Source organism: Streptomyces sp. NPDC015125 (assembly GCF_043080045.1).
Taxonomy (GTDB): Bacteria; Actinomycetota; Actinomycetes; order Streptomycetales; family Streptomycetaceae; genus Streptomyces.
This window is the reverse complement of record NZ_JBIBVF010000017.1, coordinates 166,750-181,889: the sequence shown is the minus strand read 5'-3', so window position 1 is coordinate 181,889 and position 15,140 is coordinate 166,750. Positions and strand designations below refer to the sequence as shown.

14 protein-coding genes and 1 pseudogene are annotated in these 15,140 nt (G+C 68.9%); 7 read left to right on the top strand and 8 right to left on the bottom strand.

Annotated features, from left to right (window positions below; all coding sequences use genetic code 11):
• Positions 1 to 112: 112 nt before the first annotated feature.
• From ACF088_RS28990 to ACF088_RS28980, 3 genes are all read right to left on the bottom strand, one after another.
• Positions 113 to 430 (bottom strand): hypothetical protein, encoded by a 318-nt coding sequence (locus ACF088_RS28990; protein ID WP_392378803.1) that lies wholly within the window; start codon positions 428 to 430, stop codon positions 113 to 115.
• A 126-nt stretch (positions 431 to 556) separates the two neighbouring features.
• A complete protein-coding gene (locus ACF088_RS28985; RefSeq protein ID WP_392378824.1) occupies positions 557 to 1,264 on the bottom strand; it encodes an SDR family oxidoreductase in 708 nt (235 codons plus the stop codon).
• Positions 1,158 to 1,844, bottom strand: coding sequence for a hypothetical protein (locus ACF088_RS28980; RefSeq protein ID WP_392378802.1), 687 nt, complete (start codon positions 1,842 to 1,844; stop codon positions 1,158 to 1,160). Before ACF088_RS28980 ends, ACF088_RS28985 begins: the two co-directional genes overlap by 107 nt.
• A gap of 881 nt (positions 1,845 to 2,725) precedes the next feature.
• Between ACF088_RS28980 and ACF088_RS28975 the strand changes: the two genes are divergently transcribed.
• Entirely contained in the window at positions 2,726 to 3,628 is a 903-nt protein-coding gene (locus tag ACF088_RS28975) for a SigB/SigF/SigG family RNA polymerase sigma factor (RefSeq protein ID WP_392378801.1), read from the top strand.
• 199 nt (positions 3,629 to 3,827) lie between these two features.
• Here the strand turns inward: ACF088_RS28975 and ACF088_RS28970 are convergent, their stop codons facing one another.
• Entirely contained in the window at positions 3,828 to 4,001 is a 174-nt protein-coding gene (locus ACF088_RS28970; protein ID WP_350254863.1) for a CsbD family protein, read from the bottom strand.
• A 315-nt stretch (positions 4,002 to 4,316) separates the two neighbouring features.
• On the opposite strand from ACF088_RS28970, the gene ACF088_RS28965 reads away from it, so the two are divergent.
• The 3 genes from ACF088_RS28965 (at position 4,317) to gntA (ending at position 8,033) form a co-directional block, all read left to right on the top strand.
• Positions 4,317 to 5,177: an RNA polymerase sigma factor SigF gene (locus ACF088_RS28965; RefSeq protein ID WP_392378800.1), complete on the top strand. Its 861-nt coding sequence runs from the start codon at positions 4,317 to 4,319 to the stop codon at positions 5,175 to 5,177.
• 1,049 nt (positions 5,178 to 6,226) lie between these two features.
• On the top strand, positions 6,227 to 6,925 hold the full coding sequence (locus tag ACF088_RS28960) for a class I SAM-dependent methyltransferase (RefSeq protein WP_392378799.1): 699 nt from the start codon (positions 6,227 to 6,229) through the stop codon (positions 6,923 to 6,925).
• Between the two features lie 301 nt (positions 6,926 to 7,226).
• Entirely contained in the window at positions 7,227 to 8,033 is an 807-nt protein-coding gene (gene gntA, locus ACF088_RS28955; protein ID WP_392378798.1) for a guanitoxin biosynthesis heme-dependent pre-guanitoxin N-hydroxylase GntA, read from the top strand.
• 203 nt (positions 8,034 to 8,236) lie between these two features.
• Here the strand turns inward: gntA and ACF088_RS28950 are convergent, their stop codons facing one another.
• Together ACF088_RS28950 and ACF088_RS28945 are read right to left on the bottom strand one after the other, a co-directional pair.
• Positions 8,237 to 8,530 carry a hypothetical protein gene (locus ACF088_RS28950; protein WP_392378797.1) on the bottom strand — a complete coding sequence of 98 codons (294 nt, stop codon included), beginning with the start codon at positions 8,528 to 8,530 and terminating at the stop codon, positions 8,237 to 8,239.
• 47 nt (positions 8,531 to 8,577) lie between these two features.
• Positions 8,578 to 8,622, bottom strand: a pseudogene (locus ACF088_RS28945) (hypothetical protein); the annotation flags it as partial.
• Positions 8,623 to 8,892: 270 nt separating this feature from the next.
• Here ACF088_RS28945 and ACF088_RS28940 point away from each other — a divergent pair.
• Entirely contained in the window at positions 8,893 to 10,149 is a 1,257-nt protein-coding gene (locus ACF088_RS28940) for a PP2C family protein-serine/threonine phosphatase (protein ID WP_392378796.1), read from the top strand.
• Between the two features lie 75 nt (positions 10,150 to 10,224).
• Here ACF088_RS28940 and ACF088_RS28935 read toward each other — a convergent pair whose 3' ends face one another.
• On the bottom strand, positions 10,225 to 10,758 hold the full coding sequence (locus ACF088_RS28935) for a hypothetical protein (RefSeq protein WP_392378795.1): 534 nt from the start codon (positions 10,756 to 10,758) through the stop codon (positions 10,225 to 10,227).
• A 147-nt stretch (positions 10,759 to 10,905) separates the two neighbouring features.
• Positions 10,906 to 11,979 carry a hypothetical protein gene (locus ACF088_RS28930; protein ID WP_392378794.1) on the bottom strand — a complete coding sequence of 358 codons (1,074 nt, stop codon included), beginning with the start codon at positions 11,977 to 11,979 and terminating at the stop codon, positions 10,906 to 10,908.
• Between the two features lie 199 nt (positions 11,980 to 12,178).
• On the opposite strand from ACF088_RS28930, the gene ACF088_RS28925 reads away from it, so the two are divergent.
• On the top strand, positions 12,179 to 13,069 hold the full coding sequence (locus tag ACF088_RS28925; RefSeq protein WP_392378793.1) for a PTS sugar transporter subunit IIA: 891 nt from the start codon (positions 12,179 to 12,181) through the stop codon (positions 13,067 to 13,069).
• Between the two features lie 174 nt (positions 13,070 to 13,243).
• Positions 13,244 to 14,863 carry a PTS ascorbate transporter subunit IIC gene (locus tag ACF088_RS28920; protein WP_392378792.1) on the top strand — a complete coding sequence of 540 codons (1,620 nt, stop codon included), beginning with the start codon at positions 13,244 to 13,246 and terminating at the stop codon, positions 14,861 to 14,863.
• Positions 14,864 to 15,140 lie beyond the last annotated feature (277 nt).

Here is a 15,140-nt window from a genome sequence, read left to right as displayed (position 1 = left end):
CAAGACAGCCACCCGCCTGGTCACTGAAGCCGATGGAACCTGGAGCCGATACGCCTCCGGCGACCACACACGGTGACACCAGGCACGGCCTCAACGAGGAATATGCGACACCTCAACATGCGAGCCCACCAGTCTCGACCCCCAGGATGTCGCGGGCGGCAGCCGGGCGGATGCGTTCGCGGAGGTTCTGGATGATCTCGATGAGGCGGGGCTTTTGGTGGGGGTCCATCTGGAGGGCCGGGCAGCGGATGCAGGCGTGTTCGTGCTTGCAGGGGGTTCCGTAGGGGCGTCCGCAGGTGCCGAGCGAGACCTTGCGGAGTTCGAAGTGCTGCTGGAAGTCGTGCCACTCCTGGACGGTGGGCTCGCGGTATTCCTCCTGGGGACGCGCCGCCCGGCGTCGGTCGAGGAAGCCGCGGTAGGTCCTGATCAAGTCGTCCTGGAAGACGGCTAATGGTGGAGTCGGGTATCGGAACTCTCGGAATGCCCCCCGGTCCGGGGCCCATGTGCCGCCCGGACCGCGGTGTGAGTCGCTGTGCGTGGACGTGCCGGGAATCGGTCAGACCTGTTCGAAGTGGAACGCCTTGATGAAGCAGTCGCGGGGCTGGGCGACGGCGAAGAGGATGCACTCCACGAGTGACTGCGCGGTGAGGGCGTCCTTGGCCTCGCGCGGTGTGGTCTCCCACTCCTCGGACAGCGGGTCAGGGTTGTTGAAGTCGGGCGGGTAGAGGGAAATCACCCGGACCCCCTGGGGCCGCAGGCGCTTGGAGAGGATCTCGGCGAACCCCGCCTGGGCGCTCTTGGCCGCGTAGAAGGCGTCGTGCGCGTCCGAGCGGTGATGACCGGCCGTTCCGCAGGCGGAGACCATGGTCACCACGTCCGGCTTGTCCGAGTTGAGGAGGAGGGGGAGGAAGTTCTTCACGGTCAGGACGGTGCCGGTAGCGCCGGATGCGATGGTGTCGACGACGTCGGCGTCGGAGGCGGATTGGAGGTCCGGTCCTTCGAGGTAGCGAGAGCCGTTGTTGATCAGCACGTCGATGCGGTCGGTGTGCCGGGCGACGCCGGCAGCGAAGTCGCGGATCGAGGCCGGGTCCGTCAGGTCGCAGGCGAAGGCGTGGACCTGCTGGTGCCCTCGGCCGCGAAACTCGTCGCGGACACGTTCAGCGGCGGCGAGAGTGCGCGCGGAGAGGAAGACCTCGGCGCCGAGGTCCGCGAGACGGATGGCCAAGGTGCGTCCGAAATCGCGGCCGGCTGCGGTAATGACCACGCGGTGATCGTCGAGTCTCATGTCGGTGCTCCTGTTCGTAGATCGGAGGTTGTGATGAAGTGCGGCGGCTGACCTCGGCGGCGTAGGCGGCCCAGTCTTCAGCAGCGGCTCGCTGCCATGTGACGGCGACGGTGATGTCGATGCCGAGAGTGCGGGCGAGGACCGCGGCGGGGCAGTTCGGTGGCGAGCCGGACAGCGCGGTCGAGCGGGCTTCCGCGAGCCGGATACCGAGTTTGCGGAGCCGTTCGCCCATGGCCCAGGCACTGATCGGACGGCCGGGCTGACCTCCGGAGAACAGCCAGGGAGAGTCTGTCCGGCCGAGGACAGTATGGCTGCGGCGAACCGCGACCTGATGGAAGGCCAGTTCAGCGACGGGTGCGGGAAGCTCGACAGGGACGGCGCCGAGGCGGATGCGGACGGCTCCGCCCGTCTCCTCGATGTGGTCGACGGTGAGCCGCGAGATCGCGGCGGGCCACTGGGCGTAGAGGAGCAACAGCAGGCCGGCGAGGCGGCTTTCGGGCTTGAGGGTGTCGTCGTGCAGGAGGCGGCGGGCGGTGGTCCAGCGAGCCTCGTCGTCCATGGCGCCCGCAGTGTGGGGGATGCGACTCCCGAGTCGTTGGTGAGGAGCTCATCGAGCCGCTGTTTGAGAGTGCACCGAGGGCACGGGCCAGGGGCTTGCAGTCGTTCCGCTTCCCCGCAGGTGGGACACGGGCGCCAGAGCTCGGCGTCCGGTGCGGTGCACGGGCCGCAGACCGGGGCGTCGGCGGTGCCGGAGTGGACGCCCCGGAACCGTCCGCAGACGGCGCACCGAGCTTGGCGTATATCGCATCCGCCACAGCGGGGCAGGCCCGTCAGCTTCGAGAGCGTGCAGGGCGCCGAGCGGCCGCAGATGGAGCACACCAGCGTCGGCAGGGGACGGCAGTTGGGGCAGACTGGACCGGCGGGAGTACGGGTACTCACCATGCGCAGTTCGCCGCAGGCGGTGCAGGTCTCCCGGTTGGCCGGATCCGTGATCAGGCAGTTCGGACCGAGCGGGCGGCCCGAACGGTCATCGCGAACGGACCTGCCCCGCTCACTCCGGCAGAGTGGGAACACGGTCGCTACCCGCAAATTGCTGAGCGCAGACCCGGCGCGAGGCACGGCTCTGCTGGACGGTCATCAGGCCGTCGCCGAACGCGCCGACCCGATGCCCATGGTGACTGCGGTAAAGCAGGTCCTCGATTTGATCGGGGGACCGTTGCGGGAGGGGTACACACAACGCTGGTACACCTGATCCGGCCGCTGCCTGAGCGGAATTGCCCTATTGATGTGTCATGGCCCGAACAGGGAAAATATTTGCGTTTGGCTCCGCCGGTACACCGGCTGCGCCACTCCGCGGGGTGATTGTTCGACCAGGATGCATAAGAGCCGAAGCCTCGGGCAATGGGCGTGCTCAGACGACCTGAATTCCGGAGGTGAATCATGAACGCGGTTTTCGAGGACGTAGCGGACAGGAAACTGAAACTGCACGGGGCCCATGACGGGACGTCACCGCGCGCCGGAGAAACTTCCACCACGCTTCCTCCCATCGAGGATGCCGGCAGCGTTGCTCCCCATGACGCCAAGGCTTTGTCGCCGCTGTTCTTCGATCGGCTCGGGGAACTCGAAGAAGGCACTCCCGAGTATCAGTACACTCGCAACACGCTCATCGAGATGAACCTGTCCCTGGTGCGCTACGTGGCCTCGCGGTACAGAAGTCACAGTGACGAGATCGAGGACATCGTCCAAGTCGGCACGATCGGCCTGATCAAGGCCATCGACCGGTTCGACCGCTCACGCCGCACGGAGTTCGCGGCCTTCGCGATCCCCCACATCCTCGGGGAGATCAAGCGGTTCTTCCGCGACACCAGCTGGGCCGTCCACGTCCCCCGGCGCCTGCAGGAACTCCGGGCCGATCTGTACCGGGCAACGGAGCAGCTGGCCACGCTCCTGGACCGGGAACCCACTGTCAAAGAGCTGGCCGAGCATCTGCAGCTCACCGAAGAGGAGATCATCGAAGGCATCACGGCCGCCAACGGCTACTCGGCCGTCTCCTTGAACGTGTCCTGCGACAGTGATGCGGGGCCGGACGGCGGCGGCTCGTCCTTCGCCGACGTCCTTGCCACGACCGACCGCGCCACGGAGGGCGTCGAGGACCGGTGCACCCTGGCCGCACTCCTGAAGCTGCTGAGCGACCGCGACCGCCTCATCATCCAGTTGCGCTTCGGCCAGGAGATGACTCAGGCCCAGATCGGAGTCGTACTCGGGGTGTCCCAGATGCACGTCTCGCGCCTGCTTGCCCGCATCATCACGCAACTCCGCAAGGGGATGCTCAGCCAGGTGTGATGCCGGTCCGGTCCGGTCCGCTTTCGGCGCCGGCATCGAAAAGGGTGAAGTGTTGGGAAAGGGCGGTGACATCCGGGACATCCAGGATATCCGGGAGGGGACGGGTCGTCCGGAAGCGCGGGAGGGGTCGCGGCATCCGGACGTGCAGGAGGGGCCACGGCGCAAAAGCCGTGGCCCCTCCTGTGTGGTGCGTGCCTGGTCAGTCCTTGAAGGCGTCCTTGGCCTTCTCCTTCGCTCCGCGGAGATCTCCCCGGGATTCCTTGGCGGAGCCCTCAGCAGTGGCGCTTTCGTTACCGACCGCGCGTCCCGCTTCCTTCTTGACCTTTCCGATGGTCTGCTCGGCGATGGCCTTGACCTTTTCGCTGGCACTCATTGTGAGGTCCTTCCGTTGGCGGCACTTGTCGCGTGCCCCCGCACTGCTCCGGCAAACGACGGAGTGGGGATGCGGCGGATCCGGCGGAATCCGGCGGAATCCGGCGGGATACAGCGGGATACGGGGAGAGCCCGAGGCTCCTGCGGGTGCGTGCGGGACCCCGACTCCTTCCGGCGCCCCGCCCCCTTCCGGCACCACGACTCCTCCGGCCAGGATGTTGAGTGCAGCTGATTCCGGTTCGGAGGTATGGGGGCATGGGATCGGGGTAGGCGGCCGCTGCAGCGTCCGCGGGTGCCGGGCGCGCGGGAAGGCGAGATGACCACCATCGTGAGCGGGACCACGACCGGGCTGCGGGACGCCGACACGGACTCCGTACTGCCGGAGGTGACGCAACCGCAGAAGGTGGCCCCGCGCGACGCGAAGGAGTTGTCGAAGCAGTTCTTCGAGCGACTCCAGGTCCTCGAGGAGGGGACGCACGAGTACCAGTACGCGCGCAACACCCTCATCGAGATGAACATGTCGATGGTGCGCTATGTCGCCCGCCGCTACCGCAACCGCGGTGACGACATGGAAGACGTCATCCAGGTGGGCACGATCGGTCTGATCAAGGCCATCGACCGGTTCGAGCTCGCGCGTGAGGTGGAGTTCTCCACCTTCGCCGTGCCCTACATCCTCGGGGAGATCAAGCGCTTCTTCCGCGACACCGGCTGGGCCGTCCATGTGCCCCGTCGCCTCCAGGAACTGCGCAGCGACCTGGCCAAGGCCAAGGAGCACCTCGCTGCCACCCTCGACCGCGACCCCACCGTCCGTGAACTGGCCGCCCACCTCGACCTGTCGGAGGAAGAGGTCATCGAGGGCATCGTCGCTGCCAACGGCTACACCGCCGGCTCGCTCGACACCCCCGCCGATCCGGACCCGTCCGAGCAGCGCCGCACCCTCGTCGATGTGCTTGGGGACAACGACCCGGCCCTGGAGGCCGTCGAAGACCTGCATGTGCTGGCCCCGCTGCTGGAGACGCTCGACGCCCGCGAACGGCGCCTGATCGAGCTGCGCTTCGGCCAGGAGATGACCCAGTCGCAGATCGGTGCCGAGCTCGGGGTCTCCCAGATGCATGTCTCCCGGCTGCTCACCCGTACGCTGTCCAAGCTCCGCGCCGGAATGTTCACCGAGCGGTGATTCCCGTCCCGTGTCCGTGCCCTTGCCTGTGCGCTTGCCAGCGCTCTTGGCTGTGCCCGTGACCGCGGCATGCGGGACGGTTTCGCAGCAGCCGCAGGGGAGAGGGCACGGCTCGGGGCCTCGGCCGCAGCCATGGGGTGCCGCGCCGAGAGGGGCGTCTCGACCGCGATGAGAGGGTGAGGCAATCCGGAGTCACGCGGTCGGCGTACGGAGGCGCGACGGCGCGCAGGTGGCTGCCGGTGGCCGGCGCGGCCGCGCCGGCCACCTCCCTAGGGGCTCCTCATACCTGAGAGCTACGCGCCAATGGTTCTTGAGCGTGATGTTGTGACCGGCTGCGATATCTAGGGTGGTTCTCTGGTCGGGGCAAGGAGCGGGGGAACGGCGGCTATGCGCGCTGCGAGGTGGGGGAGGGGGCCCCTGCGGGAGAGCCTTCCGTGCCGACCCGACGGCTCCGTGCTCCATGGCGACGACCTTGGCTCGATGTCCCTCGGAACCGCGTCGGGGCCGTCCGGCGTCGCCCTGTGCGGCAGACCCGGCATCGGTGCCGCCCCGCCATCGGCGTCGCCCCGGCCTCTTTCCTTCGGCGTGCCATCCTTCCTGACATTCTTCGTGGCGGGTGCGGGTGCGGGTGCGGGTGCGGGTGCGGGTGCGAAGGCGGGCGGCAACAGCAGTCGTCTGGCGCCGGGGCGTCTTTCACTGCACCGCCTTCCATCGCACCGCCTTCCACTGCACCGCCTTCCACCGCACCGCCTTCCACCGCACCGGCCCCGCGTCTGCCGCCGCCCGCATGGCCCCGGTCGGCCCCGGTGTTCGTCATGGTGCACAGGGCGCGGTCCAGGGTCTTGCGGCGTGCGGAGCACGTGCCCCATCGGTCGGCCGCAAGGCGGCATGACGCTCCTGCCCGTGGTCTGTGGCGTCCCCCTGCGTCCTTCCCCGCCCCGCCCCGCGTCCTCCTGCATCCTCCCGCGCCCCTTGCATCCCCCGCACTCCTTGCATTCCCTGCATCAGTGTCCCGTCTCATCAGTACGCACTATCCCGGTGGAGGAAAAATGGAAGCCATAACTGTCGAGCACATCAGCGGTCTGTACGCGAAGTACCAGGACGACCTGCGGGTGGTGCGTGACGCCCAGCGGAAGTTCCTCCGGGACCGGGGAAAGTCGATGAAGGCGCAGCTCGACGACTACGAGGCGGAGATGACGTATCTGCTCCTCCGCGATCTGCGCCCCGAAGTGGTGGTGGAGGTCGGGACCTTCTACGGCTGGTCCACGATGTGGATCCTCAGCGCCCTCCGGGACAACGGGATCGGCCAGCTGCACTCGTTCGACATCGTCGACAACGTGGTACGCAATGTGCCGGGCGAACTCTCCGCGGACCGCTGGACGTTCACGAAGGGCGACATCCAGCAGCACCCGGAGAAGGTCCCCGCCGAGACGGACTACCTCTTCATCGACGCGGACCACGGGTCTCGTTTTGCCCACTGGTACATCGAGAACCTGTTCCCCGCCGTCCCCCCGCGGACGCCCACCAGCGTCCACGACGTCTTCCACGGCCGGCGCCCCAAGCCGTTCAGCGAAGGGTCCGTCATCGTGAAGTGGTTGGCCGAGCAGAACATCGAGTTCTTCACGCCGTCCACGGCGAAGGCGCCGCAGGTGACCGAGCAACTGGCCGCCGTCAAGAAGGAACTGGGGCTCGACGAGCCGGTACGGGACAGCGACCACAACCCGATGATTTTCTTCACGCTGCCGTAGGGACCGTTGGCGACATCCCTTGGTCCGCACGGCACAGGGCCCGTGCAGGCGGTCGCTGCTGCTGAGTGTCGCCGACCGCCGGAATGGCTCAGGCGGCGTCCAGAGGCGGCGGCATAGGCAGGCTGAGCTCCGCCTCCGGCGGGTCGCTCCGCCCACGCACCTGTGGTGGCGGCTTCGGCCGCCACCACAGCGGCCCCGCTGCCCCGACACCGGCGAACCACATCGCCTGATGCCCGGCGATTTCCTCGGCCCTTGGTCCTTGGTCCTTGGCCCTTAGCGCTGAGCCCTTGGCCCTTCGCTCTTGGCCCTTCGCTCTTCGTCCTGTTTGTGCCTTGTCGTCCGACCCGGTACCCCGCACTGTCATGGGGCCAGCACTCGATCAAGCCAAGGTCTCACGATGAATGAACCCGGCACCGCGATACGCACCGAACTGGAACGATTTATTCAGACGCGGGAGTTCAGCTGCCTGGGCGCACGCGCCGCAGTGAAGCGCCGCGCCCTCACGCACCGGCACTATCGAAGTATGGGCGACGAGGCCTCGGCGGAGGAAAACCACCGCGACCTCGTGGAGTACGTCGACGCAGTCCGTCCGCTGCTGTCCGGTCAGAGCTTCCGTACCTTCGTTGCGACGTTCGACGAGCCCGGAACGGTGGACGAACGCGCCTACGAGGAGCTCATCTGGCGACATCTGCAACTCATGCACGACCTCGACAGCCGGACCTTCGGCCTGGACACGGGTGCGTCCTCCGACCCCGACCGGGCCAATTTCGGGTTCCACGCGGGCGGGCACGCCTTCTTCGTCGTGGGGATGCACCCCGGCTCGTCCCGGGCGAGCCGGCGCTTCACGACCTCGGCAATCGCCTTCAATTCCCTCACACAGTTCATGCTCCTCGGTGAGAATTTCTACTCGATGCAGGGCGCGATCCGCAGGCGTGAGGCCAAGAACAACGGCTCCGTCAATCCGAGTTTCACCGAGTACGAATACCAGCAACCCGCGCGACACTTCTCAGGCCGGTTCACCGAAGAGGACTGGAAGTGCCCTTACACCTCGCGCCACGAACCGGCTACCGAGGACTTCACCGAGGGGCTCCTTCAGCACGGGCGGTGAGTCCGGGCATGGGATCCCCGTTCACAGACCGTCCACCAACGCGGCGGTCGTAGCTGACGCGGCGGTCACGGCTGTCGCAGCTGCCACGATGGTCACGGCTGTCGTGCTGGTCACGGCTGGGCACACCGGTGCGACGGTGTGCCTCGGCCGTCGCCGAACTGCATCAGGAACAGGTAGCCCGCGATGCAGGACTCCCGGGCGGGTCAGCCGGTCGCGCAGGACGTCGGCGATGCCCCATCCTCCCGGCGCCGGATCATCCGCATGCTGGCCGAAGCCGAGGAGCCGAGGAACTGGCCGAGCGCAACACGGCGCAGCCCGTCCAGGGCTCCGATGCGGGTCACCGGGGTCAGCGCGCGGTCGACTTGCCCCAACCCGGTGCCTTTCCGGTGTGCGAGAAAGAGGATCGCCCCCTCCAGGCGCGGCAGGCCGGCTCCGGCCTCGGTACGGATCGCGTCGAGGTTGCCGCCGACCAGGACGCCGGACGCGGTGCCGTCCATCCGACGACGATCTTCGGATCGCGTCGCAGTGTGCCGGTATCCGGGACGTCGACGATGCGGTAGGCGCCTTTGCCGCCCCGGGCGGCGACCACGGCGCGGACTCCCCCGGTCGCCGAACGCGGAGTTCAGGTCGAAGGCGCGATCTTCATCCCGACCGGCCATTACCCCAGCCGAGCCCTGCACCTCAATCACTCACCGTGGGCAGCTGGGCAGCTGGGCAGCGGTGCGACCGGGCAACTGTGCAGCCGGGCAGTCGCCGGCCTGACGGGAGGTGACATGCCGCTGACGGCGTAATGGCCCGTTGGGGCTGTCTGGCCGCGTCAGGCTGTGCTTTCTTGATCAGGGCCGCGTCAGGAGTCCGTGTGGACAGGTGGGGAGAGCGGATCATTGCGCGGACCGGTCGTGGCCTCCTGTCGGGCCGCCGTCGCCGGGCCGGAAACCTCGTGGAAATCGTCGACCACAGCGGCCTCGCGGTGCCCCGTCCTCCCACCTGGATGCGCTGGCTTCCGGCCGCCTATGTCGCGTTCGTGATGCTGCTGGAAAGCCTCGCCCCCACGCCCTGGGCGGTGAGCTTCCTGCTCATCGCGCTGCTGGTGGTCGCCGCGTACGCCCTCGGTCCGGTCGGTGTCGCGGCGTTCACGGTCGTGGGGGTCGCGCTGGAAGGGATTGTGGCCGGCACCCCGTGCTGCACCGGCCACAACCTCCACGAGTTGTGGGAGAGCCACCACGTCGCCGCCTATATCGCCACCGGTCTGGTCGGGATCCTCGGTGTGGCGCTGGCGGCCCACCGCCGGCGCCAGGAGCGGCACCTGGTGCGCAGCAACTCGGTGGCCCAGGCCCTGATGCGTACCCTTCTGCGGCCGGTGCCGCACCGGGTCGGACAGGTCCTCGCGGCCGGTCTCTACCGCTCCGGCGAGGTCGGCACCATGGTCGGCGGCGACCTCTACGACATCCGCGCCACCGAGTCCGGAGAGCGCGCCATCATCGGCGACGTACGGGGCAAGGGACTCCAGGCCGTCCGTACGGTCGCCGATATCCTCGGCAGCTTTCGCGAGGCGGTCTACGACCCCGGTGACCTGCCCGCCGTCGCCGCCCGTATGGAACGGCGCCTGGTCCGCGAGGCCGAAGAGCTCCCCGACGACGAACTGTTCGTCACCGCCGTCCTGGTCGAATACGACGCCCCGGCCCACCGCGTCACGATCGTCAACCAGGGGCATATCGAGCCGGTCCTGATCTCACGCGGCGAGGTGACGGCCCTTACCGGGCCGCCCGCCCTCCCGCTCGGCCTGGGCGCCCTGGCCGGTGAGGATCCCGTCGCCTATACCCACCGCTTCGACCGGGGCGACGTTCTGCTCCTCTGCACCGACGGCCTGATCGAGGCCCGCGACCACACCGGCGCCTTCTACCCGCTCCTCGACCGCCTCCGTCATCGCTTCACCGGCGGACCCGCCCCGGGGCCCGACGACGTCATCAACTTCCTCAACACCGACCTGCCCCACCACACCCGTGTCCTCCATGACGACGTCGCCCTGCTCGCCCTCGCGCCGTACGACGATGACAATGGCGATGGCGATGGCGATGACGGCTTCGGTGTCGGCGACGGTGTCGGCGAGCCGTAGCCGTTGACGAGGAAAGGTGCGCGAGGCCCTGGTGGTTCGGCCGTGTCGTCCCGGGAGTCCGCTCGGGCGGCGGCCTCAGTCCGTTTGGTGGGCCTTGCGCGCCGCCTCCACGAAGTCCTCCAGTGCCGCCCAGAAGGGGCGGTAGGCGGCATCGAAGGCGTCGCGGCCACCGGCGTCGCCGGACGGGTCGCCCGTGAGGGCCGTGTAGAAGGGGCCCGTCGCCTTCTGGAGGGCGAGCGCCGCCGCGGCGGCCGAGGGCGGGCCTTCCAGCTCGACGACACGGGCGCAGCGACGGATCTTCGCGTACTCGGCGACCTCGCGGTCCCGCAGCTCGCCGAGTGCGGCGGTACGGGCATCGGAGCCCGGCAGCCGCAGCGTCGCGGAGATCTCCCAGAACAACTCACCCATCCGGTGGGTCTGTTCGATCAGATCCAGGTAGGCGGTGCGCCGGCTCTCCCGCAGCCGCTCGGCGCGCTGTGAGCGTGCGGAGATCTCGCCCTGAATCCTTGCGGCCTGGGCGCTGCCGCGGCTGGTGACCCAACTGGCAAGCACCGCCGTGCCGCCGGTGACCGCCGCGATCGCCAGAGTCCACCACGTACTGTCGCCCACACGGCGCACCCTACCCAGCCACTGTGGCGCTCCTCTTCCCGGTCACCCCTCCCGGGTCTTTCCTCCCGGGTCCTCCTCTCCCAGGCCTCCCCTCCCGGGGCGCCGCTCTTGGGTCACGGCTCCTCGGTCACGGCGCCTCGGCCACGGCTACGACGGGAACTCTCCCGGCGGTACGGCACTCGTGGCGGCATTTCCGCCGATCACCTTGTTCAGGGTGAATGTCAGCACTGTGTACTGCGTTCCGCCCGTCACTCGCACCGTCCGGAAGGTCGCCCTGTCGTCGAACTTCTCGAAGCGGCACTCGCGGCTGAAGGAGCTCTTCGGGCCGTTCCAGTCCTCGCCGGTGGTGAAGTACACCGTGTACGAACCGCTGTTGACATTGCGTACGGTCGCCTCGGAGCCCCTGCGCACATACACGGAGAACGCCGTCCGGGTGCCGCGGGTCAGTGTCACCACCGCATCGGTGCCGGTGCCGTTCTTGACGGTCAGCCGTCCCAGACCGCTCCGGCTGCCGTCGCGGACGAAGGCACCGTTCGTGAGCCGTCGGTGCCGGGCCCGCTCCGTACGCGGCAGACGCAGTGTGGCGTCGTAGCCGAGTGCGGTGAGCGCGCGCCCGGCCTGCTGGACGCTCTGCGGGCTCCGGGCCGTGCCGAGTGCGACGCGTGGTGAGGTGGCACAGCGGCCGCCGCTGCCACGGGCGCTCCGTAGGTCCTGCGCCAACGCCCGTAGGGCGGAGGTGAGTTGACTGTTCCCGGTAAGGGCGTTGTCCGGCGTGGCGGTTGATTGCAGGGCACCGGCGGCGTTGTCCGCCTTGGCTGCTGCTGCGTCCAGTGCCCTGTTCAGCGGCCCGCCGTCGTGCGCACCGTCGATCGCGCGCAGTGCGCCGTCGAGCGGCCCGAGAGCTTCGGTCAGCGCGTGGCGATAGGTGGCTGGGGCGACGGCCGGTGTCGGGCCGGGGGAGTACGTCGAACCGGCCGCCGGGCTGCTGGGGCCGCCCGCCGGACCATTGCCGTCCCCGTCCGAGGAAGAGGAACAGGCCGTAAGCGGCAGCGAGAGAGCGAGTGCTGCCGCGCCCAGAACGGCGGCCCGGCTCTTGAGGCGCGGCCTCCGAGCCGGCTGCGTCGGGCGCGGGGTGGTGGCGGTCCGGCTCCTGCCGTGCGCCGGTGGTCCGCCCGTGTCCGCCGCTGTCTCGTTCGTCGTGTGCGCAGAGGTGTACCTCATGATGAGCCCCCCGATTCCCCTGATTCCCCCGATGTCCCCGGTATCCCCCGACATCCGGCAACTGTCGAAAGAACAGGCTTCTCCGCCCACAAGTGACTGTCAAGGCCGCTTGCCGGGGCGGCAGTTCCGGGGAAATCCCTCGGAATTCCTGCTTCCGCACCCGTGCGCGGTCACCTGGGCGTATGTAGAGTCCCCTGCCATGGCAGCGCTGAATGATCTTCTCCCCCGGGCGGCCGTACGCCTCGATGTGCGGGTGGCGGACTGGCGGGAAGCGATACGTACGGCGGGTGGGCTGCTGGTGGAGACGGGTGCCACCACCGAGGCCTACACCGCGGAGATGATCCGCAATGTCGAGGAGAACGGGCCGTACCTCGTCATTGCACCGGGCTTCGCGTTCGCCCACGCCCGTCCCTCGCCCGCCGTGCTCCGGACCGGGATGTCCTGGGTCCGCCTGGCGCAACCGGTGGAGTTCGGGCATGAGTCGAATGACCCGGTGCATCTGGTCGTGGGACTCGCCGCCGAGGACTCCGGGGCGCATACGGCGGCGATGGCCGCACTCGCGCAGTTGCTGGCCGACCCGGCGACGGCACAGGCTCTGCAGGAGGCGGCCGGTCCGGACGCGCTGCATGCGGTGCTGGCCGGGCCGGAGGGCGAGCGCGATGACCGGCCGCAGGGCGAGGGGGCCGTGCACGAGGAGTCCGTGGACGTGCAGTCCGTGGACGTGCAGCCCGTGTCCGGGGAGGCCGTACGCGAGCAGTCTGTGCACGAGGTAGCCGTACGCGAGCAGGCCGGAGCCCCGCGGGCGGTACACAAGATCCTTACCGTGTGCGGCAATGGCGTGGGCACCAGCCTGTTCCTGAAGAACACGCTGGAGCAGGTGCTCGACCGCTGGGGCTGGTCCCGCCATGTGACGGTGGAGGCGACCGACACCATCTCGGCCAAGGGCAAGGCGTCCGAGGCCGTCGCAATCCTCACCTCCCGGGAGATTGCCAGGACGCTGGGCGAGGTCGGCGTACCGGTGAAGGTCGTCGAGGACTTCACCAGCGGTCCGGAGGTCGACCGCACGCTCCGCGACACGTATGACGTGTGAGTACGGCAACTGACCACGGCAACTGACCACTGCGACTGACCACGGCAGTTGAGCACGAAGTTGAGTACGGCAACTGACCACGGCAATGGAGCACGGCGTCCGGGAACGACCGCCGGAAGCCGTCCCTGACACACGACGCCCCATCGACAGAAGCCGGGAGGACGGACCGCCACCATGGACTGGCTCATATCCCTCGCCACGTTTCTCGTGAACGAGATCCTCAGCCAACCCGCGTATCTGATCGGCCTGATCACGGCGGCCGGTCTGATCGCGTTGAAGAAGACCGCAGGTCAGGTGGTCGGCGGTGCCATCAAGGCGACACTCGGCTTTCTGCTGATCGGCGCCGGGGCGGGGCTGGTGGTCAGCTCCCTGGCCCCGCTGGGCGGCATGATCCAGGGCGCGACCGGGGCACACGGCGTGATCCCGACCAACGAGGCGATCGTCGGCATCGCCCAGGCACAGTTCGGCGCCCGCGTCACCTGGCTGATGATCCTCGGCTTTGCGGTCGCCCTGATGCTGGCTCGCTTCACCCCACTGCGGTACGTGTTCCTGACCGGCCATCACATGCTCTTCATGGCCACCCTGCTGACCATGGTCCTGGCCACGTCCGGCCGGTCCTCGGTGAGCGTGGTGGTCGTCGGCGGACTGCTGCTGGGCATTCTGCTGGTCGCGATGCCGGCCTTCGCGCACCCCTGGACCAAGCGCATCACCGGTAACAACAACATCGCCATCGGCCACTTCGGCACCGCCGGTTACATAGTCGCGGGCGCCGCCGGACAACTCGTCGGCAAGCGCAGCCGCAGCACGGAGGACATGAAGCTGCCCGAGGGCCTGCGCTTTCTGCGGGACTCGATGGTCGCCACGGCGCTGTCCATGGTGCTGATCTACGTCATCATGGCGCTGGTCTATCTGGCCCGGGCGGGCCGGGCGACGGCGTTCAAGGCATTCGCGGCCGACGGCGGCAGCGCGGCCGGTGACCTCGGGAACTACGTGATGCAGTCCGTCATGCAGGGTCTGCAGTTCGGGATCGCGGTCGCGGTGATCCTCTTCGGTGTTCGTACGATCCTGGGCGAACTGGTCCCGGCGTTCCAGGGCATCGCGGGCAAGCTGGTGCCGGGCGCAGTGCCGTCCCTCGACGCCCCGATCGTCTTCCCGTACGGGCAGAATGCGGTGCTCATCGGCTTTCTCGCCAGCTTCGTCGGCGGCCTGGTCAGCCTCGCTCTGCTGACCTGGGTGGGGCATCCGGTGCTCGGTCTCGCGCTGGTCCTGCCGGGGCTCGTACCGCACTTCTTCACCGGGGGTGCGGCCGGTGTCTACGGCAATGCCACCGGCGGCCGGCGCGGTGCGGTCGTGGGCGCCTTCCTGAACGGTGTGCTGATCACGTTCCTGCCCGCGCTGCTGCTCAAGGTGCTCGGTGCGTTCGGCAAGGAGAACACCACGTTCGGCGATGCCGACTTCGGGTGGTTCGGCACCCTGATCGGCAACGCCGCCAAGGCGGGCGCCACCGGCGGCATCATCGTGATGCTGGCCCTGGGCGCCGTACTCCTGGGCGCGGCGATCCTCTTCCAGAAGCGTGTCGTGGACACCGGCTGGGACCCGGGCGCCCGCCGCGATGCCTTCCTGCCGGGCGCGGCACCTGCGGCACCAACGGCACCCGCGGTACCCGTGGCATCCGGCACGGCCTCGACGCCGGTCCCTGCCCCGCTCCCTGCCCCGGTCCCGGCCCCGGTTCATGCGAAGATCGCGCCGCCGGCGGGGGCGCCGGCCCCGCCACCGCCACCCGCAGCCGGCTGAGCCGGGCCGTACCGGAGGAGGTTCCCCGTGCGTACGGCACGGCGCGGCCCGGCGCGGACCGGCGCGGACCGGCCCGGCTCCCGGCTGGGCCGTTCGATGCCCGCCCCGCGCGCGTCCGGGCCACTGCCTGCCCGCAGAGCTAAAATCCGGAGCATGGCTGCAGGGGAGTTCCCCGACCCGTCGGCCGACGCGCCGGCCGGTGTCCAGCGGCTGATCCGCCGCCGGCGGCCCGTCCTGCCCTGCGCAGGCTCGCCCACCACCTGCACGAGGAGGCGGA

Excerpts from the sequence above, each read along its gene's own strand:
- ACF088_RS28920 (WP_392378792.1), top strand. The coding sequence starts at position 13,244 with ATGGACTGGCTCATATCCCTCGCCACGTTTCTCGTGAACGAGATCCTC.
- ACF088_RS28980 (WP_392378802.1), bottom strand. The coding sequence starts at position 1,844 with ATGGACGACGAGGCTCGCTGGACCACCGCCCGCCGCCTCCTGCACGAC.
- ACF088_RS28960 (WP_392378799.1), top strand. The coding sequence starts at position 6,227 with ATGGAAGCCATAACTGTCGAGCACATCAGCGGTCTGTACGCGAAGTAC.
- ACF088_RS28950 (WP_392378797.1), bottom strand. The coding sequence starts at position 8,530 with ATGGACGGCACCGCGTCCGGCGTCCTGGTCGGCGGCAACCTCGACGCG.
- ACF088_RS28975 (WP_392378801.1), top strand. The coding sequence starts at position 2,726 with ATGAACGCGGTTTTCGAGGACGTAGCGGACAGGAAACTGAAACTGCAC.
- ACF088_RS28925 (WP_392378793.1), top strand. The coding sequence starts at position 12,179 with ATGGCAGCGCTGAATGATCTTCTCCCCCGGGCGGCCGTACGCCTCGAT.
- ACF088_RS28965 (WP_392378800.1), top strand. The coding sequence starts at position 4,317 with ATGACCACCATCGTGAGCGGGACCACGACCGGGCTGCGGGACGCCGAC.
- ACF088_RS28970 (WP_350254863.1), bottom strand. The coding sequence starts at position 4,001 with ATGAGTGCCAGCGAAAAGGTCAAGGCCATCGCCGAGCAGACCATCGGA.
- ACF088_RS28930 (WP_392378794.1), bottom strand. The coding sequence starts at position 11,979 with ATGAGGTACACCTCTGCGCACACGACGAACGAGACAGCGGCGGACACG.